Here is a 24,705-nt window from a genome sequence, read left to right as displayed (position 1 = left end):
AAAAGAAAAAAGTGTTAAACATAGCCATGTTGAAATAAATTTAAAAGAACGATTGGCAAAATTATAATTACGCAAGCACTTCTTTTCCATTTAGAGCTTCGAACTCGGTCATTATTTCTTTCACTATCGCTGCAGCTGGTTTGATATCGTGAATAAGACCTGCCACCTGACCAATTTCAAGTTCTCCATCTTCAAGGTCACCCTCAAACATACCTCTTTTGGCTCTTGCTCTGCCTAATAATTCTAAAAGTTGTTCTTTACTTGGGTTTGTTTTATATAAGGCCATTACCTCATCAAAAAACTTATTTTTAAGCAAACGTACGGGTGCCAATTCTTTTAAGGTTAAAAGTGTATCTCCTTCTTTAGCATTTATTACTTCCTGCTTAAAAGCTTGGTGCGCACTACTTTCTTCACTCGCTACAAACCTACTGCCAATTTGAACAGCATCTGCTCCCAATATCATAGCTGCTAACATCCCACGTCCAGTAGCAATACCACCTGCCGCAATTAATGGAATGCTTATTTGCTCTTTCACCATAGGGATGAGTGTAAAGGTTGTTGTCTCATCGCGGCCATTATGACCTCCAGCCTCAAAACCTTCGGCTACCACAGCGTCTACACCTGCTTCTTGTGCTTTTAAAGCAAATTTCACACTACTCACCACATGTACAACCACAATACCATGAGACTTTAATCTAGCCGTATGTGTTTTAGGATTTCCAGCCGATGTAAATACAATAGGCACTTTTTCATTGATGATAATTTCAATAATCTCCTCAATATTTGGATATAACATGGGTACATTGACAGCAAATGGCTTTTGCGTTGCTGCCTTGCATTTGGTGATATGCTCTTGCAACACATTAGGATACATAGATCCAGCCCCAATAATACCAAGGCCTCCTGCATTGCTTACGGCACTTGCTAATTTCCAACCACTGTTCCAAATCATTCCAGCTTGAATGAGCGGGTATTGAATTCTAAATAATTTTGTAATGTTATTTTCCACTATTGTTTAATAAGTTTAAAAGAGTTTTGTGTGATGCCATCAGACACATTTGCTAGATACATTCCAGTCGCTAAGCTAGAAACATCTAAAGTGTTTTGACCCTCTAAAATTTCCGAAGAAAAAAGAAACTGTCCCTGTATGGTGTACATATTGACTATTGCTCTCCCTACTGTTTTTGGGATGGCAAATGAGACGTATTTGTTTGCAGGGTTTGGATACATTGCAAATTGTGAAGCTAGAAATTGATCTTCGACAGCAAGCTGTTGTAGCGCTACATAAGCATCTTCAAAATTTGGTATTCCATAACCCATCTGGTCTGTTGGAGCATCAAATAAGTTTGCAGACTCCCTCACAATTTGCATAAGCTGCGCATTGGTAACCTCTGGTCTTGATTGCCACAAACTAGCCATAGCTCCAGCCATAATGGGCGAACTAAATGATGTTCCACTATTAAAATCTACCGCACCATTTTGATCCACTACGGCGGCAGTAACGCCTTGCGCCATCACATCGGGTTTAATCAATCCACTTGAATTTGGCCCGAAAGAACTAAAAGAGGCATAGTTTTCTTCTGCATCTACTGCACCTACAGAAAAAGAACCAGGTGCATCTGCAGGAGTTGCTACAAAGCCAAAACTGAGTCCGTCATTTCCAGCAGAAGTGACCAACAACATTCCTTTTTCAAAGGCATGATTTGCACCACGCGCTGCAATGGTTGTGAACCCGTCTAAATCTTCATAGACATGTGTATATTCTGGTTTATCATAATCTTGATACCCCAATGATGTATTTACAATACGGACCCCCAAACTATCGGCGCGCTCTAATGCTTCTACCCACCAAGCCTCTTCAACAGGGTTTTCTTGGGTTACATCTTCTGTAACATACAAATAGTAAGAAGCATCTGGTGCGGTGCCAACAAATTGATCTTCAATAAAACCACCCATATCACTAAAAGTTCTTGAACCATGAGAACTAGGCGCATCCCCGGTAGCTTCTCTAGTCACAAAATTATAGGTTCCTAGAAGTCTCCCTTCATCTCTAAGGCTTTGGTATGCAGGATTTGTAAGCACTCCAGGAAAGCCGCTATCTAGCACTGCAATATCAATACCAGCACCCGTAAAATCTTCTTGGTGCAAAAAGTCAGCTGCAATCATCTCTACCTGATTGGCAGCAGCTCCGTAGTCGTATACAATTCTATTGGTTTGCTGTTCTATTTCAAACTTATTTGTTGGCACACCATCGGGTATCGGTGTTCCATTTAAGCTTTTATCTGCAAACTCTATGGCAGTAACAAAAGGAAGTGTTAGCAATGTTTCAATGTCTGTTTGAGAACCTCTTACATACACACAGTTCATCCACTTCGATTTTGCGAATACTGTAATGCCTGTTGTGTTTTTTATTTCTGAAATATACGTTTCATTGACCGGCACGTCTCTTTCATCTATAGGGGTATTGTGCAATTGTTTTCTATCTATTGCTTTTTGCGTTAAAATGGAAATTGGATTTGCTAAGGCTTCAGTAACATTTTCTTTGTCTGCAAAAAAGACCAAAGCATCTTCTTGAGCAGTCATCTGTTGGATACAGAGTATCGCAAGCAATAGGAGTATTTTTTTCATAGCCGTAATTTTTCTTTTGAAATAGACGCCTCATAGCAAAAGCGTTCTATAAAGATAAACATATTTAGATTATGAAATTACACCACTCCCCAAACATTCATCTTCATGATACCACGCTACAAATTGCCCTTCAGTAATGGCAGATTGCGGGTTTGTAAAAATAACATACAATCCATGCGCTGTTTGATGTAAGGTCGCCTTTTCTAGAGGCTGTCTGTATCTAATACGCGCCATCACTTCTAGTGTTTGCCCTTCTTCTAGTCTAAGATCTTCACGGATCCAGTGTACTTCATCTTTAGCCACAAACAAACCACTGCGGTATAAACCAGGGTGATTTTTACCTTGTCCAGCGTAAATAACATTTTCTTTTACATCGGTAGCAATTACAAATAAGGGTTCTTTAGTCCCACCTACGGCAAGGCCCTTACGTTGCCCATTGGTAAAATAGTGTGCGCCATCATGCTCTCCTACCTTTTTACCATCGGCAATTGTATAGGTTGTTTTTTCTGAAATATGCTGCAACCTATCTATTTCCGAAGAAAAAGATGGTGCTACCACTTGGTATTTTTCAAAATCTGAAGGCACCTCAACAATCACTCCTTTTTTAGGGGCCAATTGTTGTTGCAAGAACTCTGGTAATCTAACTTTTCCTATAAAACAAAGTCCTTGAGAATCTCGTTTTTCGGCAGTAATTAAATCTTGCTCAGCTGCTATCTTACGCACATCGGGTTTTAAAATTTCACCAATAGGAAATAAAGTTTTAGCCAATTGTGCTTGGGACAACTGACATAAAAAATAACTCTGATCTTTATTGGGGTCTTTTCCAGACAACAAGCTGTAGACTTCTTTACCATCTACTAGTTGTGTCCCTTTTCTACAGTAATGCCCTGTAGCCACATAATCTGCACCCAAATCAAGTGCAATTTTCATGAACACATCAAACTTTATTTCGCGATTGCAGAGTACATCTGGATTGGGTGTTCTGCCCATCTCGTATTCTCTAAACATATAATCTACAATACGCTCTTGATATTGTTCGCTTAGATCGACAGTTTGAAAAGGAATGTTTAATTTTTGTGCCACAAGCATGGCGTCATTGCTATCTTCTAACCACGGACATTCTTCACTAATAGTAACAGAATCGTCGTGCCAATTCTTCATAAATAGCCCGATCACTTCATAGCCTTGCTCTTTTAAAAGATAAGCAGCAACACTAGAATCTACACCTCCACTAAGACCAACAACAACACGTTTCATTTATAAAAAATTAGGAGTGCAAAGATACGAAGAAATACAAAGTCTCTTTACTAGTTTCTATCTTCTGGTCTAGGAAATACCTCTTCAAAAAGAAATCTTCCTTCTTTGTAATATTTCCAGATACCGTGATTGACACCATTTTTATAATTTCCTTCCATAGTGACTCTGCCTTTTGCTGAATAGTACACCGCAGGGCCATGCAGCAAATCATTTTTGTAGGTAACCTTTTTTAGTAAGATACCTTCTGGAGCATAATAATTACTCAATCCCTCTTTTTTCCCGTCTACATAAAGCGTTGTTTCTACTACTTCCCCAGATGGAGTATACACCGTTCTAGTATCTGTTAATTTACCATCACTAAAAAACTCGCGAGTCATCACCGTAGTAGCATTTTCATGAAAGGTAAGCCACTCTCCTACACGCTTTTTCCCTTGCATTTTTCCTTTGCTCACCAATGCGCCTTCTTTGGTAAAGTAAGAAACATTAGACATGCCGTCTTCAGAAAATTCTTTGACACAAAAGGGTTGTGTACCGCAATTTTCACAATAAAACTTAAAAGTACCTACTTCTTTATCGTCTTTAAACTGACCCTCATACCGAAGCTGTGTAGAACTTGGATACTTCTTTTTCCAGACGCCTTGACGTAAACCATTGGCGTCTTTTTGATTAATTCCCTGTGCAAAAAGATTTCCTGCCGAAAAACACAAAACAAAAATAAATACAATACAATTTCTCATGCTACTAAAAGATTTGTGATATAACGTAAAAGTTACGTCACTATTGAACACGGTATTCACTTTTCAAAAAAAATGCCAAAGTTTAAAATAAAAAAACACCAACAGTTACTGCCAACTGAGCACTACTTTTTCTTCTGCTGTGCCTTTTTCTGTGCTTCGGCTTGCTCCATCATGTCTGCCATTTTCTTCTGAAACTTATTTTGTTTCTTAGGCTTGGATTTGTTGACTTGAATTTGCGCCTTTATTTTCTCTTCATCGATAATTACATTTTTAATCACTAGCATAATACCAATGGTAATTAGGTTAGAGATAAAATAGTACAATGATAAACCACTGGCGTAGTTGTTAAAGAACACCAACATAAACAATGGTGACAAATACATTAGTATTTTCATGTTAGGCATACCAGGCTGTTGCTGCGCTTGCATGCTTTGTCCCATGGTCATAGTCATGTACCAGAAAATAGCTAAAGAGGCTAGAATCGGGAATAAACTCACGTGATCTCCATAAAATGGAATATTAAAAGGAAGATCAAAAACCGTATCATAACTCGATAAATCGTCTGCCCACAAGAAACTCTTCTGTCTTAAATCAAAGGCTGTTGGGAAGAAGGTAAACAAGGCATAGAAAACCGGAATTTGAAGAATTGCTGGCAAACAGCCCTTGAGCGGACTCGCCCCGGCAATGGTTTGCAACTTCATGGTTTCCTGTTGGATCTTCATTTTATTATCACCATGCTTCTCTTTAATAGCATCGATTTCTGGTTTTAAGACCTTCATCTTTGCTTGCGCTAAATACTGCTTGTACTGCACTGGAGACAAGGCTAGTTTTAACAAGATGGTCAACACAATAATAGCGATACCTGCTGGCAAGAATCCACTTAAGAATCCGAATAATGGGATGATTACATACTTGTTAATCATTCCAAAAATCCCCCAACCTAATGGCATAGCCTCATCTAGATTACGATCGTATTTTTTAAAGATTTTATAATCTGTTGGGCCGTAATACAAATTCATGTTTTGAGCAATAGCACCCCCTTTAGGCTCTATCAGTATTTTGGCTCCGTACTGCTTTGTGAATACAGTATCTATAGTTTCATCTTTTACAAGATCATTAGAACTAAACGCTACTTCTTTAAACGAAGTATCGGTCAATAACATTGAACTAAAGAAATGCTGACGGAAATTTAACCAGTTTACATCTACCTCAACTTCTTGGTCTTCACCTGTTGGAGATAGTTTGGAGTGTTTGTCTCCTTCATACTCATAGGTCAAACGAGAGTATCTGTTTTCGTAGCTAATACTCTTAGCATGACGATATCCTTTTAACCTCCAATCTAAATACATAGGCTGGCTTGTCGTTAATACATTTTCTAATCCTTGTGACTTAATGCTAAAGTTGGTCATGTATTCACCCGGAATCAATTCATATCGATACTCAATATAAGAATCAGCCGAAGCTTTTAAACGCATGGTCAACACTTGGTTATCTCCATTTTGAGAAACCCTTGGCTCAAAATACAAGTCTTGGGTGTTGAGCAGTCTATTCTCTGCAGAGAACTGGAAGTTTAAACTAGAGTTCCCATCTTTTACTAAATACACAGGAATAGAATCGTAGGTAGTGTGTTGCTTTAGACGCGCTTCAGTAACATAGCCACCTTTATTACTAACCGTTAATGACAATACATCATTTTCTATTACCGTAGTAGCATCTGTGGCAGAAGGCAAGGTTCCAGAATAGGCAAAAGAACCTAATCTGTTTTGTAATTTTAAAAGTCCTAAAGAATCAGTGGCAGCTACAGCTGTCATCTCAGTGGTGGCTTCTGCTAATGTTATATCTGCCTCTTTGGCTTTTTCTTCAGCTTCGGCAGCTTTTGCAGCAGCTTCTTTTTTAGCCTCTTCGGCAGCAATCTCCTCTTCGGTTGGTTGTTGTAAGTATAACATCCAAATAAAGATGGCTCCAATTAATACAAATCCTATAATAGAATTGAGGTCAAATTTCTTTTCTTCCATAATGATACTCCGCTTTTAGTATTTTCTGCGGAAATTTTAAAACCATTTCTAATGGTCTAGGTTGTTTAACATTTCAGAAACTGTTCTGAAAATACTGTAATTGTTTGTCAATAATCTCGCCCAAATGAAAGGTGCGACATATTGTCTTATTTATTTTTTGAAAATTCATGAGCTGCTCTTACCAAACTCACAAACAAAGGATGTGGATTAGCAACGGTACTCTTGTATTCTGGATGGTATTGCACACCAACAAACCAAGGGTGGTCTTCAATTTCAACAATCTCTACCAAGTTGGTTTCTGGGTTAATCCCTGTTGTTTTTAGCCCAGCTGCTTCTAGTTGTTCTCTATACGCATTGTTGTATTCAAAGCGATGGCGGTGTCTTTCCTTTATATTGGTTTCGCCATACACTTCTTTTACAATACAATCTTCCATAAGTTCACAATCCCAAGCACCTAAACGCATGGTTCCTCCTTTATCTATAATGGTTTTTTGCTCTTCCATTAAATTGATTACCGGATGAGCGGTGCTTTCATTCATTTCGGTAGAATTAGCGCCTTCTAGACCAAGGATATTTCGGCTATATTCAATAACAGCCATTTGCATTCCTAAACATATTCCCAAAAATGGTAATTTTTGTTCTCTAGCATAACGTACTGCTTCAATCTTTCCTTCTACACCACGTTCTCCAAATCCAGGAGCCACTAACACGGCATCTAAATCTTTCATTTGCTCCTCCACATTAGAAGCATCCAAAAATTCTGAATGTATTGAAGCCACTTTCACCTTCACTTCATTGGCAGCGCCAGCATGAATAAAGGCTTCTAAAATAGACTTGTAACTATCTTGTAGCTCGACATACTTCCCAATCAAGCCAATAGTAACATGTGCTTTTGGATTTTTAAAACGTTTTACAAATTCATTCCAAGTGCTTAAACTTGGAGCCCCTTCGTCTTTCAATCCTAATTTTTGAAGTGTCACCGTATCTAAACCTTCTTCTAACATTAAATTAGGTACATCATAAATGGTGGAAGCATCTATAGATTGTATCACAGCATCTTTGCCTACATTACAAAATAAGGCTAATTTATGACGTAGTTCGTCACTTAATTCATGCTCGGTACGACAGACCAAAATATCTGCTTGAATACCACTTTCCATAAGTGTTTTTACAGAATGCTGCGTCGGTTTTGTTTTTAACTCTCCAGCCGCAGACAAATATGGAATTAATGTTAAATGGATTACCAAACTATTTTGAGATCCTAGTTCCCATTTTAGTTGTCTAACAGACTCTATATACGGTAAAGATTCAATATCTCCCACAGTACCTCCTATTTCAGTAATCACGATATCATAATCGCCACTATTTCCTAAAATTTGGATTCGTTCTTTAATTTCGTTGGTAATGTGCGGTACTACTTGTACGGTCTTCCCTAAAAACTCACCACGACGTTCTTTTTGTATCACGCTTTGATAAATTCTACCTGTGGTTACATTATTGGCTTGTGAAGTTGGTACGTTTAAGAAACGCTCGTAATGGCCTAAATCTAAATCTGTTTCTGCTCCATCATCGGTCACATAACATTCGCCATGCTCATATGGATTTAAAGTACCTGGATCTACGTTAATATACGGATCCAATTTTTGAATGGTAACGCGATAGCCTCTTGCTTGAAGTAATTTTGCCAGAGAAGCTGCAATGATTCCTTTTCCTAACGAAGAAGAAACCCCGCCCGTAACGAAGATATATTTTGTAGTACTCATGAGTGCCTTAACTTAATTTCTATACGGGATGCAAAGGTAGGTATTTAAAGTCATACCCACATAGTATTTTTAAAGAAAGGCAGTGCTTTTTTTACTTCGGAAATATTAGTTTTCGAAGTGCCGTTAGTTGTAAAAAGCAAGAAATATTAGTCGTTCCCAATGGGAACCTGGTCACTTAGGGTGACATTGTTTTTCTTTAGGAGTGCAAGAGCAAAATAGGCAGTAGTCCCAAAGTAAGAAACTCCAAAAGCAATCATTAGCCATCCTCTAGGATAAAGTGTTTCTAGGTTTACGAGGTCTGAAAAAATTGCTAACATCATGTATAGACACAGTAACATGAAAACTACAGAAAGACCGATACCAAAAATCTTGTTTTTAAATCGCAATTGAGCCACTAATGAAGCAAGCAATACAATTGCAATAGGATTCACCAACGTAGAAGACAAGGCCCAATAAACAACCACAGAAATAATCAAGAAGATTTCTGGGTACCATTTAGAAACAGATTTTGCTATCAAATACATAGTTTGTTTGCTGTATACGTATCTAAGATGTTCAATTATTTGAAGGGTTGCGTGGTTTTTTTTAAAAATTTGGAGATTTGATGATTTCGTAATTTGAAGATGTAGCAATTTGAAGATGTGATGATGATTGTCTAAATTAAATAATTCATAGAAAAACAATTTTCCCTCCCGAAGTGTCGGGACTAAAGGGAGGTTTTTCTATCATGAGTTAATTTTCACACCCTTTAGGGCTGGGGAAATGAAAATTAACGAAATAAAAAATTCACATTAGAAACATTAACAAACTGAAACTTGGACAAATTTTTAACTCATCCCCAAAACTTATAAACTCCTAAACACCTCAATTCATAAACTTTTGACTATTGTTTATTGGAAAGAACAGAATATGAAGTATGGAACATGGAAAGATTTTTAACGCATACCCAAAACTTATAAACGCATAGCTCTTGGTTCTTGGTTCTAAAGAAATGAATTATTACCAACTTATAAACTCCTCAACTCATAAACATATAAACTATTTTCTAATCAATGGGCGAATCAAATCTTCTAATCCATTGAGTTTGATCTCATACATTTCTTGGAGTAAGTTTCCTAGTGTTCCTTTTGGGAAGCCTTTTTGCTTGAACCAGACGTAGTAGGGCTCTGGGATATTAACCAAGTACTGGTCTTTGTATTTGCCAAACGGCATTTTATAATTTGCCAGTCGAACTAAATGATCTGGAGGAGAAAGTGGTTTTTTATTCTTTCCAGGCATCATAGGCTTTTAGTTCGTTTGCTACAAAAATACGCCATGCCTTTTCTTCTACCTCATTTCTAGAATGATCAGATTCCTCATCATATAGATGCTGCATCGCAACGCGTTCTTGCTCATTTTGTTTGTATACTTTTTCGGCTTTAGCCTTGAAATTGTTATCTCGCGGAATTTCAGAAAACTTTTGTTTCAGCTTTCGCGCAAACAGTTCCGAAATATCAAAATGGGTTTGTTCATGCGCCAATACATAGGCATTCACATTTCCGCGTTTATACCAAGAAGCATTTGGATAAAAATAACTTTTCACCGTATAATCTACACTCACCACACCATCACGGGTAGCGACTGAAAAGGACAAAGAAATTCCCGAATTTGTACTCGCTACAAACCCAGACACATTTTCTGGATTTCCTTTAAACATCGCCCAAGAAAGTTTTTTTCCTTCTTTCCAAGCAACTTTCTCTTTATCATTTACCGGAGTAAACGACAACAAAAACATCGTAATGTAAATAATGAGTTTCATTAGATACCTAACGATTACAAATTTGATTTATTGAGTACTTTTTCAAAACAAACACTATCTGCAACATTCTCATACTGCCCATAATTATCAATTTGTTGATATCCAAGAGCAATATATAGCCCTATAGCATCGGGTTGGCGCACGCCTGTTTCAAGTTTACAGGAAGCATAGCCCAAAGAGAAAGCCCAACTTTCTAGTTCTTTTAAAATTTGTTTTGCATAGCCCTTACCTCTAGCTTCAGGAATGGTATACATTCGTTTAACTTCCATGCTATTAGCATCTAATTCTTTAATAGCGCCACAGGCAACAGCACGATCATCTTGATACACAAGCACCACATGTTTAATCGCATCTAATTTATTGAATTGATCATAAAAAGCATGATCTTCACCATCGGTAACAGCTAGATAGTTATCTAAAGCTTTCACTAAAGCAACAAAGTCTTTGTTGTTTGCATCTGTTCTAAGCAGTGTTCCCATGTTAGCCCCAATGATATGTTATTAACTTTTCTATGTCTGGGTGTAAACTATAATGTACTGGACATGTGTTTGCAGTGTTTTCAAGAATTTTTTGAGATTTAGCATCAACTCCTGCAGGGAATGTTAAGACCACTTCAATTTTAGAAATTCGTCTTGGGTTGCTCGCCATTGTTTTTGTTACCAAAGCAGTAGCACCATCAATTAAAACCCCTTCTAAGGTGTTTGCTTTGATTCCCATAACGGTTAGCATACAACTTGCCAAACCAGTAGCAATGGTATCGGTGGGAGAAAACGCCTCCCCTTTTCCGTTATTATCTGTAGGCGCATCTGTGATGTAGGTATTTCCCGATTTTAGATGTTCGCAAGAAGTTCTTAAATTTCCTTGGTAAGTTACTTTGGCTGTACTCATTATTCTATTACTTCAAATTGAAGATCGTCTTTGTATTTTATTATATAGAAGGCGTTGTTTTGATATCCAGATAAAAACTTCTTAGAATAACGAAACTTATTTTCTATGTATTGGGTCTCGAAGTCTTCTTCAGAAGCTTCGTAAATATCTTCGGCACTTGCCAAACGCAACAATACGTCATAGGTTAAATCGAAACCACGCACTGCAAAACGATTTGGCAACACACCATATTTGTTTTTGTAGCTCACTAAAAATGCTTTCTTGTCTTTATAGTTATAGCTTTTATTTACAGATGGAAATGTGAAATTCAACTTCGCTAAATGCATATTAGAAACATCATGATAATCATAGGCATCATTCTTATCTAAACTAAACAAACGCAACTTATACTCTGCTGGGAGTCCATTTAAAACTCCAACAACATTACTTACAATAACCGGGTCTTCAGACTCAAGAATCACCCAATTTTCTTTTGTTTTATCAATTTGGTCTTCAATATCTTTCACATACAAAAAGCCTTCTTCACGAGGAGAAGCCGTTTTTGCGCCAGGAATCGCCGCCATAATTTTTGAACGCTGCGCCGTTCTATTCTTGTCAGCAATAAGGATTAGGTTTTTACCTTCTATTCGAGATTTAATAAAATCTATCATCCCTTTTTCTAGCATCTCATCGCCTGGTAAGGTCTGGAAAACGTTTCTAGAAATTTTAATCTCTTTGTTACTCAATGGTGAAAAAACAGGTACTTTGTTATTCTTCAACATACCCGCAGCTTTCTCAACATTTTTTTGTCCTAAGGGGCCAATAACCGCATCAAAATCATCAAAATTATTACCACTAATAATACTACTTACTTTGGCGCTGCTGTACTCGGTATCATACACATCTAACTGAGTAGAAATCCCTTTGTCTTTTGCAAACTCTGTCGCCATCAATACACCACTATAAAAATCTAAAGACAGCGACATCAATCTATTTTTCTTTATCTCATTTCGCTTAGCTTTTAGAGAATCTGATGTTGCTTTGTTTAAACGAAATGGCAATAAGACCGCTATTCGTTTTGGAGATGTATTGATAATTGCATTTTCTAAATCTCTTTTAATTGCTTCTCCAACCAAAGCTCCTGAGGCACTCGTTGGAATTTTTAAAATCATCCCCTCTTTTAAACCATCTTTAGCATATGGATTTAAGGCTACGATTTCTTCTTCGGTGAGTCCTGTTTTTACTTTTAATCTGTAGAATCCTTCTTTAGGTTGTACAGCATAAAACATAAATCCTTCTTCGGGCACCGCTGTTTTCATAACAGTCTCTGCAGGAACATTAATAATAGCACCTTCAGAAAGCCCTTCTCCTAACTGTGGATTAATTTGTTCTAGTTGCGCGATGGTAATACCATACATTCTAGCAATTCCGTAGCGAGTTTCTTTAGGTTGTACTGTATGACTGGTAAGGTTTGACAAATCTACACTCACTGGAGTTGGATCTACAGAAACCGGTATGGTAGTATCTTTCGGTGTTTCTGTTGCTGTTGTATTTTTTTCAGAAAATACAGGGATTTGTAATTTATCACCCTTTTTTAATTGCCGTGAATATAATTCTTTATTATAGCGCTTAATATCATCAATAGAAACGCTGTACAATTGAGAAATCCCAAATAAGGTTTCTTTACGCTTTACCTTATGCTTTAAAAAAGAAGATGGTTTCCCCGGATTTGAAACAATTACCTTGGTATTAGGAATCACCAAAACTGTTTTGGCTTTTACCCTTCTTCTAATGGTGGGATTCAATTCTCTAATAGCTGCTTCAGTAACACCGTAGGTTTGTGCTATTTGAGCTAAGGTTTCTCTTTTTTGTACGGTATGCGTTCTGTAGTCTTTTTGAGCTGTTGCCAAGCAGCTAACAAAAAAGATACATACCATACATAGGGACATTAAGTACTTCATGTTTGTTTTTTTATGTTTTTGTACCCCTAAAATTAAGGGAATATATTCTGAAATTTTAAAACGATACACGTCGTTAGGTATTCAATGTAATGAATACTAGAGTAACGAAAAAACGTTTTACAAAGTGTTCTTTAACAAAACCAATGCCAATGCTCTAAAATTTCCGAAGAAAACAAAATTACATTGTCTTGTATTAAAAGGCTACTCCCACTCAATAGTTGCCGGTGGCTTACTACTAATATCATACACCACTCTGTTAACACCTTTTACACGATTTATGATATTATTACTCGTTTCTTGTAAAAACTTATAAGGTAAATCTACCCAATCTGCCGTCATACCATCGGTACTCTCTACAGCACGCAGCGCTACTACTTTTTCGTAGGTACGCTCATCTCCCATCACACCCACACTATTTACAGGAAGTAACATAGCACCAGCCTGCCATACCTTGTCGTACAAATCCCAAGCGTGTAATCCATCAATAAAAATAGCATCTACCTCTTGAAGGATACGGACTTTTTCGGCGGTAATATCACCCAAAATCCGAATCGCCAATCCAGGTCCTGGAAATGGGTGACGCCCTAACAATTGTTTGTCTATCCCCATCTCTGCACCTACACGTCTTACCTCATCTTTAAATAAAGCACGCAAAGGCTCCACAATTTTGAGTTTCATAAAGTCTGGTAATCCTCCTACATTGTGATGCGACTTAATCGTTGCCGAAGGTCCGCCTGTGGCAGAAACACTTTCTATGACATCTGGGTAAATAGTTCCTTGCGCTAAAAAGGTAACATCTGTAATCGAAGTTGCCTCATCATCAAACACTTCAATAAAAGCATTTCCGATTGCCTTCCGTTTTTTCTCTGGATCACTTAAACCTTTCAAAGCCGTTAAAAAACGCTCTGAAGCATCTACTCCTTTTACGTTTAAGCCCATGCCTTTGTATTGCTCTAAAACACTATCGAACTCATTTTTACGAAGGAGTCCGTTATTTACAAAAACACAATATAAATTTTTGCCAATGGCTTTGTGCAATAGGACAGCAGCTACTGTGCTGTCCACGCCGCCACTTAAACCGAGCACTACTTTTGCATCTCCAATTTTTTCTTGCAATTCGGCTACGGTAGTGTCTACAAAAGCCGCTGGAGTCCAAGTTTGGGCTACCTTAGCAATATGCACTAAAAAGTTTTCTAGCAACTGCTTTCCATCTGTGGTATGGTATACTTCTGGGTGAAACTGGATGGCATAGGTTTCTTCCCCTTCAATTCTATAGGCTGCATTTGCTACATCATTGGTACTTGCCAAACGTACAGCATTTTCAGGCAATTCACTAATGGTATCACTATGGCTCATCCATACTTGAGTATCTTCAGAGATACCTGCAAACAAGCCTGTGTTGTCATGAATAGTCGTAAGATTCGCTCTTCCATATTCTCGTATGTTTGAAGGAGATACTTTACCACCAAAAAAGTGCGCCATATATTGCGCTCCGTAGCAAACTCCTAATAAAGGCAATGTACCCTTAATGTTTGATAAGTCTGGTTTTGGTGCATCTTCTGCACGCACAGAAGAGGGACTTCCCGATAAAATAACAGCTTTAAAGCTAGCTAAGTCTTGTGGTATTTTGTTATAAGGATGGATCTCGCAGTAGATGTTTAACTCTCGAACACGCCTAGCGATAAGCTGTGTGTATTGCGATCCAAAATCAAGAATAAGGACGTTGTTTTGCATAAGCAAAAATACTTCAAAAAAGTAATTTTGCTAGCTCGAGCATCATTAATTTCAAGCAAATTTTAACAAAGATGTGAACAAACTATCTCCCAAGTAAAAAACACATCTCAAAGAATGTATTTTTTATCGATTATCCCTTTAGGGTTTGTGGAAAAATCGATAAATTTTTTTTTCATTTCTCTTAAAAATTGCTTTTTAATATTTAGTGAAAAGCTATAGTAAGAAGTATCCCGCCCTAAAGGGTTTCTAGAATTTGGAGCTACAAAACAACCACTGTAAATTCACCAGCTAAGGGACTTAGACTTTGTTTAATTTTAGGGATCAATGCTGGACCATATTCTAGATAGTATTCAGAAAAGTTGGTGATTCGCTCTTGTAAATTTCCTTTTGGAAACACATCATTACGCAGTTGCAGTAATCTATCTAATTGCTCCTTATGCCTTTTCTTTTGTGCTTTCAGTAAACGCTTCTCCAAATGATCTAAGCCATTAAGTTGCTTTTTTTCTTGGGCAGCAACAGCACCAACAAAAGAAGCATCAGTTAGCTTAGCCAAGTCATACATCTCCTTAAACTGTTCTTGCAAATGACTTTTTTGGGTAGAAAAATCGATCTTGATTTCAGAAACTTTATGCGTAAACCATGCAGCAAGTGCTACCTCTTTTTGAAATATAGCTTCTATAGATACCTCAAGTCGTTCTAATGTATTTGCTATTTTTTGAGGCATCAACAAAGCGCTATTTCGCATCAAGAGTATGGGAAAAGGAACGGCAACAGATTTAAAATAATCTTTTAGCTGAAACCAATAGGCCATTTCACCTCCTCCACCTATATAACATAGGTTTGGCAAAATAACTTCTTGATACAAAGGGCGTAATAACGCATTGGGAGAAAAACGCTCTGGATGTGCAGCCAATTCTTCTTTGATCGTTGCTGCAGAAAAAACCAATTCGGTGTTATTGACAAAAAATTGCGCTTCACTTTCTATAATACGTTCCCGCAAGCCATCTTTGATATAGAATAGATTGATCTCTCTAGGATGTACTTGTTCTGCATATCCTGCAGCAACTAATTGTTGCGTTGTTTGCGTTATTTCTTGAAAGCCTTTTTGATCAAACAATTCTTTTGATGCATAGGGTACAAATTGCTTTTTTAAAGCAGCATCATCACCATCCACAACAACAATTCCATAAGCTCCAAAGAGTTCGTTTGTAATATAGCGGGTGGCAGCGGTTAGCGTTTCATGCTCGGCATAGGCCTTTTTGAAGAGTTCTAATAAATAGTTCGCATTAGTAGTTGTTCCAAGTGCTTTTTCTAAAATAGGAACGAGTGCTTCTAAAGAGGAAGTGTCAATTCTACCCACAGGACCTCCTTCTGGTCCATCCCACTCTATTTTATTTCCTTTGAAATTAAAATAATTAATTTCTTCAAAATCGTGATCTTCTGTTGCCATCCAAAATACAGGTACGATGGTATTTTTTGGATAAGCAGCTTTCATTTCTTCGGAAAGATTAATGACCGAAAGTATTTTATATACATAATACAAAGGCCCCGAAAACAAATTAAGCTGGTGTCCCGTTGTGATTGTAAATGTATGCTCTTGCGCTAATGCCGTGATGTTGTTTTGTGTAGCTTCGGAAATATGAACTCCTAGATATTGTTTTTGTAACTGCGCTACTAGGGTCGCTCTCGAAACTAGGCTAAACTGTTGTTGCTTTTCATCTAATTGCGTCTTGAGATTCTCTAGCGATGGAAACCTCCCGTAAAAAGGAGCTAGTGAAGGGTGCTGCTCTAGATAATTACACATCATCTTAGAAAAATAGCCTGTAGCTTGATACGAAATATTGGTTGTTGGCATAGGTAGATTGTCTTATGATTTCAAAAATACCCTTTAATTGGTAAAAACATTTTAAGACAGGATATTTTAGAAAAAATTAACACAGCTATAGACGATTTACAGGCACTAAACTTTCATGTAGAGCTACTGTTTTATGAAAATTCAAGGTATATTAGCACCTAAAATTTCCGAAGCGTACACTAAAATAATTAAGATAGTGTAAAAAAAGAACCTCTATGAAAAAATTGATCAGTTTACTTGTGCTTTTTATTAGCATTTCAATGCATGCGCAATTACAATCTCCAAGCGAATTTCTTGGTTACGAAATAGGAACTCAATTTACACGTCACGCAGATGTAGTGGACTATTTTGAGCATGTAGCAGCCAATAGCAACATGGTAACTTATGATATGTATGGAAAAACAAACGAGCGCAGAAAGCTCACTTATGCTGTCGTATCTAGTGCTGCTAATATTGCAAATGCTGAGCAAATACGTCAGGACAATTTAAAAAATACTGGAATTTTAGTTGGAAATGCCAATCCGCAAAAAGCAATTGTTTGGTTGAGTTATAATGTACACGGTAATGAAGCTTCAAGTACCGAAGCAGCAATGACCACCGTCTACGAATTAATCACAAAAAAGCAAGCATGGTTAGAAAACACGGTAGTCATTATAGATCCTTGTGTAAATCCAGACGGACGTGACCGCTATGCTAACTGGTACAACCAAGTAAAATCTACTCCGTATAACCCTATACAAGATGCAGCCGAGCATGATGAGCCATGGCCGGGAGGAAGACCCAACCATTATTTATTTGATCTCAACAGAGACTGGGCTTGGGCAACGCAAGTAGAAACACAAGAACGTCTGAAAGTTTACAATCAGTGGATGCCACATATTCATGTAGATTTCCACGAGCAAGGGATTAACGAACCGTATTATTTTGCACCAGCTGCAGAACCTTTTCATGAAATTATCAGCGATTTTCAGCGTGATTTCCAGACACAGATTGGAAAAAACCACGCCAAGTATTTTGATCAAGAAGGCTGGTTATTTTTCACACGCGAACGCTTCGATTTATTATACCCAAGTTATGGAGACACCTACCCTACTTTTATGGGAGCTATTGGTATGACCTACGAGCAAGCAGGTCATGGTCGTGCAGGGTTAGGGATCCATACAGACGAAGGCTACGAACTCACCCTAAAAGATCGTGTTGCGCATCATACCACTACCGGACTTTCTACCGTAGAGATGGGCGCTAACAATGCAGCACAGATAAACACAGAATTCAAAAAATTCTTTACCAATAACTTGAAATACAAAAGCTATGTCATGCAAGGACATCCTGATAAAATAGATGCTTTGACTCAGCTATTAGACAAACACGAAATTAAATACGGATTTGCAACTAGTGGTTCTGTATCTGGATATAATTACAACACTGCAAGCAAAGGATCTATGAATGCAAGTGGCGCTTTAGTGGTAAGTACTAATCAACCCAAAGGAAAAATGATCAAAGCCTTGTTTGAGCCCAATGCCAAACTAGACGAACCACTTACCTATGATATCACCGCATGGAGTGTTCCGTATGCTTACGGACTAGAAACGATCGCATCCGAAAGTTTGGTTGCTGCTTCCGGAACAAAGAAAAATAGCTTCAAACAAAACACAAATAATACAGCAGCGGGCTATATAGCTACATGGAATACCGTTAAAGATGCCGCATTCTTATCAGATTTATTACAAAACAACATCAACGTTCGTTTTACAGAAAAGAAGGTACGTTTTGGAGGGAACAATTTTGAACGGGGGAGTTTAATTATCACAAAAAGTGATAACAAATCGAACCCAGACTTCCATAAGACCTTAAATGAAATTTCGCAAAAGCACCAACGTACTTTGTATGCCTCTAGTACCACTTTTGGAGACACGAGAACCGATATGGGTTCGCCAGATGTTAAAATGATTAATGCACCAAAAATTGCAATGCTTAAGGGTGATGGCGTTTCTTCATTAAGCTATGGTGCTACTTGGCATTTCTTTGAAACACAGTTACAATATCCTGTCACACACATTGACACCAGAAGTATGTCTATGGCCAAATTATCTAAATACAATGTCTTGGTACTACCAGAAGGATGGTATTCAGAAATGATGAATGATGACAACATCAAGGATTTAAAAAAATGGATTCGTAGTGGAGGGAAAGTGATTGCTATTGGAGGTGCAGGCAGGAGTTTCATAGACAAAAACGGTTTTGATCTAAAAAATAACAAAGCCGAAGAAAAGAAAGACAAAGAAGAAAAAGGAAATCTTACTGCATACGATCAAAGAGAGCGAGAAAGTGTGACCAATTTTATTACGGGAAGTATTTATAAACTTACACTAGATCCTTCACATCCTTTGGCCTTTGGTTATGGAGACAGCTACTATACATTAAAGCAAGGGAGTACTTCGTACCAATTTATGGAAAATGGGTATAATGTAGGATATATAAAAGGAGATGCTCAGAGTGTTTCTGGCTTCTCTGGAAATGCCGCCAAAGCTAAGCTTAAAAATTCTATGGTTTTTGGCGAAACTAGAATGGGAGCAGGAAGTGTAGTCTATTTAGTAGACGATGTATTGTTTAGATCTTTCTGGGAAAACGGAAAACTATTCTTTGCCAATGCTATATTCTTTGTAAACAATAATAAGTTTACATTATAATTATATAACAAACCTAAGTATGACTACTTAAAACTATTATTTTGAAAAACAATCCCTTATACTTTATTTTATTCATTTTTTATTTTGTTGGTTACTCACAACCCTCAAATACAGCACTTCTTGATTGGCAACAAGTAAATCTTGGCACCGACCAACAGCTTAACCAAATCTATTTTACTAATAATGATACTGGGTTTATTGTTGGAAATACTGGAACCCTTTTAAGAACTATAAATACGGGTGAAACTTGGAATAGCATCTCAACAACAGCTACCCAAGATCTTAGAGCCATCACATTTGCAAATGAAAACGTTGGTTATATTAATGGACTAAAAACTATTGACGGAGGGGAAACTTGGACCACTCAAGAAGCTACCGAGCTTTTCTCTTTTATGCATGCTTACTCAGAAGAAGTTATAATAGCTGCGACCCCTTTTTTAACCGGTGAAATTTATAGATCTACTGATGGCGGTGAAACTTGGTCATTAGACTTTATAGACAATGATATTGCTTTTAATGTTGATGAAATTTATTTTATAACCAGCACCCTTGGATATTTTGTAGGATATTCTCCACTTAGTAGACATTTCTATAAAACAGAAGACGGTGGAGACAGTTGGACTAGAATTGAAATAAACAATGCAGAAGGTGCAACGTTAGATTCTGGATATACTGGAGTTGTATACCCTACTGAAAACATAGGTCTTTTAGCACATGATTATGGTGTAATAAAAACTAACAATGGAAATGCTTCTTGGTTTGAAATTTTACCAGACGACAGGCCCTCTAATTGGAACCCTCAAAGTATTTTCACAAATAATGAAAACAATTATATTGTAGTAGGAGCAACTTTATTTAATGAAGATAACCTAGCTAAAATATATGAAACCCCAGATGGTGGAACTTCTTGGACCTCTGGAGGATTTACAAATGAATTTTTATTTGATGTAATTTGCAATGAAGAAAGTTGTTTTGCGATAGGTTCTGGCGGAATATGTTTTAAAAGAGACAATGTACTTTCGGTACCCGAAAATGAACTCATTGATATTAACATCTATCCAAACCCATCTAATGAATTTATTACCATCAATACAAAAGAAGCAAGTATTGACAGCCTACAAATCTCTAACATTACTGGTGCTATCGTTTTTAAATCTAACAATGGCACTGCAACTATTGATATTTCAAATTTAATGAACGGGATTTATTTTATCAAAGTAACAATTGATACACAAACCAAAATTGTAAAATTTGTAAAGAAGTAAATTAAAATCAATTCATAAAAATAGCGACACTAAAATGTCGCTATTTTTTTTTTGCAGTAAAATTTATAAAACACTTACTCCAAATCATTCAAAAATGTTTCTGCGTTTTGAGTAATCTTTTTATACCAACCTATTCCCCATTTAGAAAAAACAAGCATAAAAACAAACCCAAAAATAATGGCTCCCCAAAAAGAAGGTTTTAGTTCATTTAGAAAAAAGTCATTCCCGTTTAATAGTTTATCGGCAACAGGAATTGCAACAAACATCATTACAAAGCTTGCAAAAACACCTATTTTCTGGAAGTTAATAGTTCTCTTTTTCAATCGCTGAAAATGTTCTAAAGTTTCAATAAAACTATACTTTGAAACAGATAGGTTTGAAATATCCTTTAAGGCTTTTAAAGAATAAAACGGAAGCACAAACAAAAATACCATTACTAAAATACCACACAATAACAAATACCAAGTGTCTAGTTTTGTTACATTATATAGTACAAAAAAGCCCATTAAATAACAAATTACTGCACCACCTCTTTCATAATTCGTGAGGGTACTAAAACTGTTTTTATATTTTAATTGTGTAATTTCTTTCACTTTTTTTTCATTAATTAATTCTAGAGCCGCCACTCTTTGGCTCATTGCTTCCCACTGTGTTTTCATATCTTCTAGTTCCATACTTAAGGTGTTACTATTTTCTTTAACTTTTGCTTGATACGAGACATTCTAGTTCCAACATTGCTCTCTGTAAAGCCTGTGATTTCAGAAATCTCTCTGTAGTTTTTCCCTTCCAAGTAAAGCAACACAACACCACGCTCTATAATTGTTAATTGCTTAATGGCGCTATACAATTGTTGCGTTAGCATTTCAATTTCAGAAGTGCATTCTTCTTCAAGGTCTGGAAAATTTATACTAGTAAATACACTGCGTTGTTTCTTACTCTTGTTTAAAAAAGCAATGGCAGTATTCATGGCCACACGGTACATCCAAGTAGACACTTTAGAATTGCCTTTAAAATTTCCAAAGGACTTCCACAACTGATATACAATCTCTTGATACAAATCCTTTTGATCTTCATGATTATCTACATAGATTCTAGAAACCTTATAGATAAGCGCTTTATGTTCTAAAATAAAAGATGTGAATTGTTGTGTATTTTGCATGCTAACTAATATGCTACATAAGTATGTAACATGATACAAAAATCACACTTTGTAGTGACTTTTTTAAAAAAATACATCTAATAAGCTTATAATCAACTAAAAGAAAAAGCTGATGTACTATAACTGGGAAGGAATTAAGATTCTTCAAATAAAACCTCAATAGATTTTATTTGACGTTGCAATAATTCTTCTATTGCCCTGTCGTAATCTTTATTGATTGGTTTTTTTGAATTGATATTTGCATCCCCGTGTTCTTTCATAATTGTAATTTTTACATGTTTGGGGATTTAGTTTTTATAGGTGTATCAAATATATAAAAATTTATTTAACAAGAAAATACGTACAAATACGTGTTTTTTATCGAAGATACTTACACTTTATTTTTCAGCTCAATCCACTTGCTCAAGTACTTTGTGGCTTGTAGGCTTTGGTGGTGCAGTATTTGACCTATAAAATGCTGTTGTCTATGCTCCAGCAATACATCTTTTAAAATCACTACACGTTTTATAAGAGCTTCGGAAATTTGAGTACTATTGTACCGTTCCCTTAGTACTTCAAATCCTTCTTTACTAGACTTTTGCCAAGCATCTATGTCTTTATACAACTTTACAGATGCATCTGAAAATTCGATTGCATCATCTGCAACACTAACCGCTTCTTGATATACGCCATACATTCCTTCGGCTCCGATAGAAGTGGTTACCGCTGGAGTACCATACAGCATTGCGTCTAAAAGCTTTCCTTTTAAACCAGCCCCAAAACGCAAAGGAGCTAAGCAAACTCTTGATTGTTGCATGACTTCTTGCACAGTTGGTGCCCATCCCATAATTAAAAAGCCTTCTTCTTCGTTGTGAAGCTCTTTTATTTGTTGGGGTGCATAATTTCCATATACCTTTAATGTAACCTCAGGAAGTTGCTTTCTAATCCTAGGCCAGATATCCTTTTTTAAAAACAACACACTATCGAGATTAGGGGCATGTAAAAAGTTTCCTATGGTAATAAAATCTACTCTAGCATCAAACGAAGGAAGTGCTTCGAGGCTGGGAATTTCAGAAACCATAAAGGGAAAATAGTAGAGGATCTCTTCGGAAATTTTAAAACTCTCTATTAATAGCTGCATCTCCACTTCTGAGATAATCAACGAAAGATCGCATCGCAATATACTTGCCAACTCTCTTTTTGTGTCATCGGTATAAAGATTAGCATATTGAGCAGAGCCCGTATTTTTAAAAGCGATGTGTCTTGCCTTTCTAAGAAAGTGTAGGTCTTCTGTATCTAAAATGCGTAGCGCATTTGGGCATATCTCTGCAACACGCCACCCAAATTGTTCTTCAGTAATAAAGCGATCAAATAGCACTATTTCGGGATCGATCTGTGCTACAAATTCGTCAAAAGACGGATGGTTGAGCACTAAGATTTCCGAAGAAATTCCTAAAACATCTAACGCAACACTTTTATCTGAGGTACTTGCTGTGCTAGCAAACGTTATGCTGTAGCCATCTTTTTGAAACAAGCTAATTAATTGCATCATTCGTGTACCTGCTGCCGTAGTGGTAGGCTCAGGAAAAGTATGACCAATGATAAGTAGTTTTTTCAATTTTATTTTTTTCTAGTCTATCAATAGTATAAAGACGTATTCGAATTTAAAAAAACGACACTTAGAGTTCTGTAATATTTACACTAGCAGTTTTAATCTCAGGAATATCGTCTTCACCTAATAAAGTCATTGCAGCAAAAATTTTACCATCTAACATTTCAATTTGGGGAAATCCAGTAGCTCTACTCCCGCTCGTTTTTTGAATAGTAATGGGCTTACCAACAGTTCCATCACTTGATACTTTTGCAATTAAAATATAGGATTCGTCATCTTGTTCACGTTCCATCCAAGAGATAACAGCTTCGGTTTCATTAAGCATTACGACATCTACTCGTCCTAAGGTTTCTCGAGAATTAATTAGAATAGCATCACCAAAAGTAGCACCAGCATCTTGTGAAAAAGCTATTTGCACTTTCCCTTCATCATTAGCAACAGTAAACCAAGCTACCGCAACATTGCTCCCAAAAGCATCTATAGAAGGTCCATTTACTGGGCAGCCTGCAATTTTCCAATTATCATTATATACAGACTTAGGAGTTGTCCAGGTATTATTTACTTCACGAACAATAGAAATATCACGAACTTCATCTTCACTCCTATCTCGATACACCACCACTGGACCATTACTTGTCATAGCGGCACTAGTTTGACAACAATCACAAATTCTATTATCTAATGCCACATCTTTTATCACGTTCCCTTGAGGTGTAATGTAGGCTCCTCTTAAAGTCATTGCACCCAATCCGCCATGAGCGCCATTTTCATGAGTAGCATGATTAGCAGAAGCAGTATTTCGACCATCCAACCAAGTAATAAAAAACTCATTCTCATCAAAAGAAGGAATTACAGAAACAAATCCGTGTTCAGTTTTTGTTCCATCTTGATGCAAAATAAAATTGGTTTTCCAGGTTTTGGCATCTCGATGTTTATAGTTTAACTTAATATCATATGCATAGGTGTCTTTTGCAGATTTCTGTAAAAAATTAGTAATAACACTTCCTTCATTTTCTGCAAAAGCTGGAAAATCTGCCCAATTTGAGAACCAATCATTACCATAAGCGATCATTTCTGGCTCAGACCAAGCTCCATTTTTATAACTAGCATACCTTAAATGATCGATATCATCTCTCAAGGTAACCCAAGACATAAAGAGCTCTTTCCCATTACTAAAAAGCCTAGGAGTTTGACTGTCAACAGCAGTTGGGTTTTCTAATGAAGTAACTAGTGATGCTTTAACATCACTACTCTCTATTGCCTCTTTTGTTTTTTGTTTACAAGAAAGAAAGGACAAAGAAAATGCGAGTAGGAATAGGGGTGTACTTTTCATATGCCGAAAATACAAAACAAATAGATAGTATCGCAACACCTATTTAAGGCTA

At 36.8% G+C, this 24,705-nt stretch carries 21 protein-coding genes; 2 read left to right on the top strand and 19 right to left on the bottom strand.

Annotated elements, in window-relative coordinates:
* Nucleotides 1-67: 67 nt before the first annotated feature.
* From ACY2RS_RS10530 to bshC, 14 genes are all read right to left on the bottom strand, one after another.
* The gene (locus ACY2RS_RS10530; protein WP_490098615.1) at nucleotides 68-1,009 is read right to left on the bottom strand and encodes an NAD(P)H-dependent flavin oxidoreductase; all 942 of its coding nucleotides are present in this window, start codon (nucleotides 1,007-1,009) and stop codon (nucleotides 68-70) included.
* On the bottom strand, nucleotides 1,009-2,628 hold the full coding sequence (locus ACY2RS_RS10525) for a S8 family serine peptidase (RefSeq protein WP_490098614.1): 1,620 nt from the start codon (nucleotides 2,626-2,628) through the stop codon (nucleotides 1,009-1,011). The genes ACY2RS_RS10530 and ACY2RS_RS10525 overlap by 1 nt, the downstream gene beginning before the upstream one ends.
* Nucleotides 2,629-2,697: 69 nt before the next feature.
* Entirely contained in the window at nucleotides 2,698-3,885 is a 1,188-nt protein-coding gene (gene mnmA, locus ACY2RS_RS10520) for a tRNA 2-thiouridine(34) synthase MnmA (RefSeq protein ID WP_490098613.1), read from the bottom strand.
* A gap of 50 nt (nucleotides 3,886-3,935) precedes the next feature.
* Nucleotides 3,936-4,622: a toxin-antitoxin system YwqK family antitoxin gene (locus tag ACY2RS_RS10515; RefSeq protein ID WP_490098612.1), complete on the bottom strand. Its 687-nt coding sequence runs from the start codon at nucleotides 4,620-4,622 to the stop codon at nucleotides 3,936-3,938.
* Between the two features lie 122 nt (nucleotides 4,623-4,744).
* Nucleotides 4,745-6,637: a membrane protein insertase YidC gene (yidC, locus tag ACY2RS_RS10510; protein ID WP_490098611.1), complete on the bottom strand. Its 1,893-nt coding sequence runs from the start codon at nucleotides 6,635-6,637 to the stop codon at nucleotides 4,745-4,747.
* 146 nt (nucleotides 6,638-6,783) lie between these two features.
* A complete protein-coding gene (pyrG, locus tag ACY2RS_RS10505) occupies nucleotides 6,784-8,400 on the bottom strand; it encodes a CTP synthase (RefSeq protein ID WP_490098610.1) in 1,617 nt (538 codons plus the stop codon).
* Nucleotides 8,401-8,546: 146 nt separating this feature from the next.
* Entirely contained in the window at nucleotides 8,547-8,924 is a 378-nt protein-coding gene (locus ACY2RS_RS10500; protein WP_490098609.1) for a hypothetical protein, read from the bottom strand.
* 514 nt (nucleotides 8,925-9,438) lie between these two features.
* Nucleotides 9,439-9,681 carry a DUF3820 family protein gene (locus ACY2RS_RS10495; protein ID WP_490098608.1) on the bottom strand — a complete coding sequence of 81 codons (243 nt, stop codon included), beginning with the start codon at nucleotides 9,679-9,681 and terminating at the stop codon, nucleotides 9,439-9,441.
* Nucleotides 9,662-10,198, bottom strand: a complete 537-nt coding sequence (locus ACY2RS_RS10490; protein WP_490098607.1) for a DUF922 domain-containing protein — start codon at nucleotides 10,196-10,198, stop codon at nucleotides 9,662-9,664. Before ACY2RS_RS10490 ends, ACY2RS_RS10495 begins: the two co-directional genes overlap by 20 nt.
* A 14-nt stretch (nucleotides 10,199-10,212) precedes the next feature.
* Nucleotides 10,213-10,677, bottom strand: coding sequence for a GNAT family N-acetyltransferase (locus tag ACY2RS_RS10485; RefSeq protein WP_490098606.1), 465 nt, complete (start codon nucleotides 10,675-10,677; stop codon nucleotides 10,213-10,215).
* Nucleotide 10,678: 1 nt separating this feature from the next.
* Nucleotides 10,679-11,086 (bottom strand): OsmC family protein, encoded by a 408-nt coding sequence (locus ACY2RS_RS10480; protein WP_490098605.1) that lies wholly within the window; start codon nucleotides 11,084-11,086, stop codon nucleotides 10,679-10,681.
* On the bottom strand, nucleotides 11,086-13,026 hold the full coding sequence (locus tag ACY2RS_RS10475) for an amino acid ABC transporter substrate-binding protein (protein ID WP_490098604.1): 1,941 nt from the start codon (nucleotides 13,024-13,026) through the stop codon (nucleotides 11,086-11,088). Before ACY2RS_RS10475 ends, ACY2RS_RS10480 begins: the two co-directional genes overlap by 1 nt.
* 201 nt (nucleotides 13,027-13,227) lie before the next feature.
* On the bottom strand, nucleotides 13,228-14,760 hold the full coding sequence (gene guaA / locus ACY2RS_RS10470; protein WP_490098603.1) for a glutamine-hydrolyzing GMP synthase: 1,533 nt from the start codon (nucleotides 14,758-14,760) through the stop codon (nucleotides 13,228-13,230).
* Between the two features lie 259 nt (nucleotides 14,761-15,019).
* Complete coding sequence (gene bshC, locus ACY2RS_RS10465; protein ID WP_490098602.1) at nucleotides 15,020-16,615, bottom strand: bacillithiol biosynthesis cysteine-adding enzyme BshC; 1,596 nt, start codon at nucleotides 16,613-16,615, stop codon at nucleotides 15,020-15,022.
* Between the two features lie 215 nt (nucleotides 16,616-16,830).
* On the opposite strand from bshC, the gene ACY2RS_RS10460 reads away from it, so the two are divergent.
* Together ACY2RS_RS10460 and ACY2RS_RS10455 are read left to right on the top strand one after the other, a co-directional pair.
* Nucleotides 16,831-19,305, top strand: a complete 2,475-nt coding sequence (locus ACY2RS_RS10460) for a M14 family metallopeptidase (RefSeq protein ID WP_490098601.1) — start codon at nucleotides 16,831-16,833, stop codon at nucleotides 19,303-19,305.
* 41 nt (nucleotides 19,306-19,346) lie between these two features.
* Nucleotides 19,347-20,570, top strand: coding sequence for a T9SS type A sorting domain-containing protein (locus ACY2RS_RS10455; protein ID WP_490098600.1), 1,224 nt, complete (start codon nucleotides 19,347-19,349; stop codon nucleotides 20,568-20,570).
* Between the two features lie 74 nt (nucleotides 20,571-20,644).
* Here ACY2RS_RS10455 and ACY2RS_RS10450 read toward each other — a convergent pair whose 3' ends face one another.
* From ACY2RS_RS10450 to ACY2RS_RS10430, 5 genes are all read right to left on the bottom strand, one after another.
* Nucleotides 20,645-21,244: a hypothetical protein gene (locus tag ACY2RS_RS10450; protein ID WP_490098599.1), complete on the bottom strand. Its 600-nt coding sequence runs from the start codon at nucleotides 21,242-21,244 to the stop codon at nucleotides 20,645-20,647.
* A gap of 2 nt (nucleotides 21,245-21,246) precedes the next feature.
* Complete coding sequence (locus tag ACY2RS_RS10445) at nucleotides 21,247-21,729, bottom strand: RNA polymerase sigma factor (RefSeq protein WP_490098598.1); 483 nt, start codon at nucleotides 21,727-21,729, stop codon at nucleotides 21,247-21,249.
* A 134-nt stretch (nucleotides 21,730-21,863) separates the two neighbouring features.
* Nucleotides 21,864-21,989: a hypothetical protein gene (locus ACY2RS_RS10440; RefSeq protein WP_490098597.1), complete on the bottom strand. Its 126-nt coding sequence runs from the start codon at nucleotides 21,987-21,989 to the stop codon at nucleotides 21,864-21,866.
* Nucleotides 21,990-22,099: 110 nt separating this feature from the next.
* Nucleotides 22,100-23,326, bottom strand: a complete 1,227-nt coding sequence (locus ACY2RS_RS10435; RefSeq protein ID WP_490098596.1) for a glycosyltransferase family 4 protein — start codon at nucleotides 23,324-23,326, stop codon at nucleotides 22,100-22,102.
* A gap of 61 nt (nucleotides 23,327-23,387) precedes the next feature.
* Nucleotides 23,388-24,653 carry a hypothetical protein gene (locus tag ACY2RS_RS10430; RefSeq protein ID WP_490098595.1) on the bottom strand — a complete coding sequence of 422 codons (1,266 nt, stop codon included), beginning with the start codon at nucleotides 24,651-24,653 and terminating at the stop codon, nucleotides 23,388-23,390.
* Nucleotides 24,654-24,705 lie beyond the last annotated feature (52 nt).

Source organism: Patiriisocius sp. 208BN25-11 (assembly GCF_058147145.1).
Note: the sequence above shows the minus strand (reverse complement) of the source record. Positions and strands in the feature narration are given on the sequence as shown.

Excerpts from the sequence above, each read along its gene's own strand:
- ACY2RS_RS10525 (WP_490098614.1), bottom strand. The coding sequence starts at position 2,628 with ATGAAAAAAATACTCCTATTGCTTGCGATACTCTGTATCCAACAGATG.
- mnmA (WP_490098613.1), bottom strand. The coding sequence starts at position 3,885 with ATGAAACGTGTTGTTGTTGGTCTTAGTGGAGGTGTAGATTCTAGTGTT.
- ACY2RS_RS10515 (WP_490098612.1), bottom strand. The coding sequence starts at position 4,622 with ATGAGAAATTGTATTGTATTTATTTTTGTTTTGTGTTTTTCGGCAGGA.
- yidC (WP_490098611.1), bottom strand. The coding sequence starts at position 6,637 with ATGGAAGAAAAGAAATTTGACCTCAATTCTATTATAGGATTTGTATTA.
- pyrG (WP_490098610.1), bottom strand. The coding sequence starts at position 8,400 with ATGAGTACTACAAAATATATCTTCGTTACGGGCGGGGTTTCTTCTTCG.
- ACY2RS_RS10500 (WP_490098609.1), bottom strand. The coding sequence starts at position 8,924 with ATGTATTTGATAGCAAAATCTGTTTCTAAATGGTACCCAGAAATCTTC.
- ACY2RS_RS10495 (WP_490098608.1), bottom strand. The coding sequence starts at position 9,681 with ATGATGCCTGGAAAGAATAAAAAACCACTTTCTCCTCCAGATCATTTA.
- ACY2RS_RS10490 (WP_490098607.1), bottom strand. The coding sequence starts at position 10,198 with ATGAAACTCATTATTTACATTACGATGTTTTTGTTGTCGTTTACTCCG.
- ACY2RS_RS10485 (WP_490098606.1), bottom strand. The coding sequence starts at position 10,677 with ATGGGAACACTGCTTAGAACAGATGCAAACAACAAAGACTTTGTTGCT.
- ACY2RS_RS10480 (WP_490098605.1), bottom strand. The coding sequence starts at position 11,086 with ATGAGTACAGCCAAAGTAACTTACCAAGGAAATTTAAGAACTTCTTGC.
- ACY2RS_RS10475 (WP_490098604.1), bottom strand. The coding sequence starts at position 13,026 with ATGAAGTACTTAATGTCCCTATGTATGGTATGTATCTTTTTTGTTAGC.
- guaA (WP_490098603.1), bottom strand. The coding sequence starts at position 14,760 with ATGCAAAACAACGTCCTTATTCTTGATTTTGGATCGCAATACACACAG.
- bshC (WP_490098602.1), bottom strand. The coding sequence starts at position 16,615 with ATGCCAACAACCAATATTTCGTATCAAGCTACAGGCTATTTTTCTAAG.
- ACY2RS_RS10460 (WP_490098601.1), top strand. The coding sequence starts at position 16,831 with ATGAAAAAATTGATCAGTTTACTTGTGCTTTTTATTAGCATTTCAATG.
- ACY2RS_RS10450 (WP_490098599.1), bottom strand. The coding sequence starts at position 21,244 with ATGGAACTAGAAGATATGAAAACACAGTGGGAAGCAATGAGCCAAAGA.
- ACY2RS_RS10445 (WP_490098598.1), bottom strand. The coding sequence starts at position 21,729 with ATGCAAAATACACAACAATTCACATCTTTTATTTTAGAACATAAAGCG.
- ACY2RS_RS10440 (WP_490098597.1), bottom strand. The coding sequence starts at position 21,989 with ATGAAAGAACACGGGGATGCAAATATCAATTCAAAAAAACCAATCAAT.
- ACY2RS_RS10430 (WP_490098595.1), bottom strand. The coding sequence starts at position 24,653 with ATGAAAAGTACACCCCTATTCCTACTCGCATTTTCTTTGTCCTTTCTT.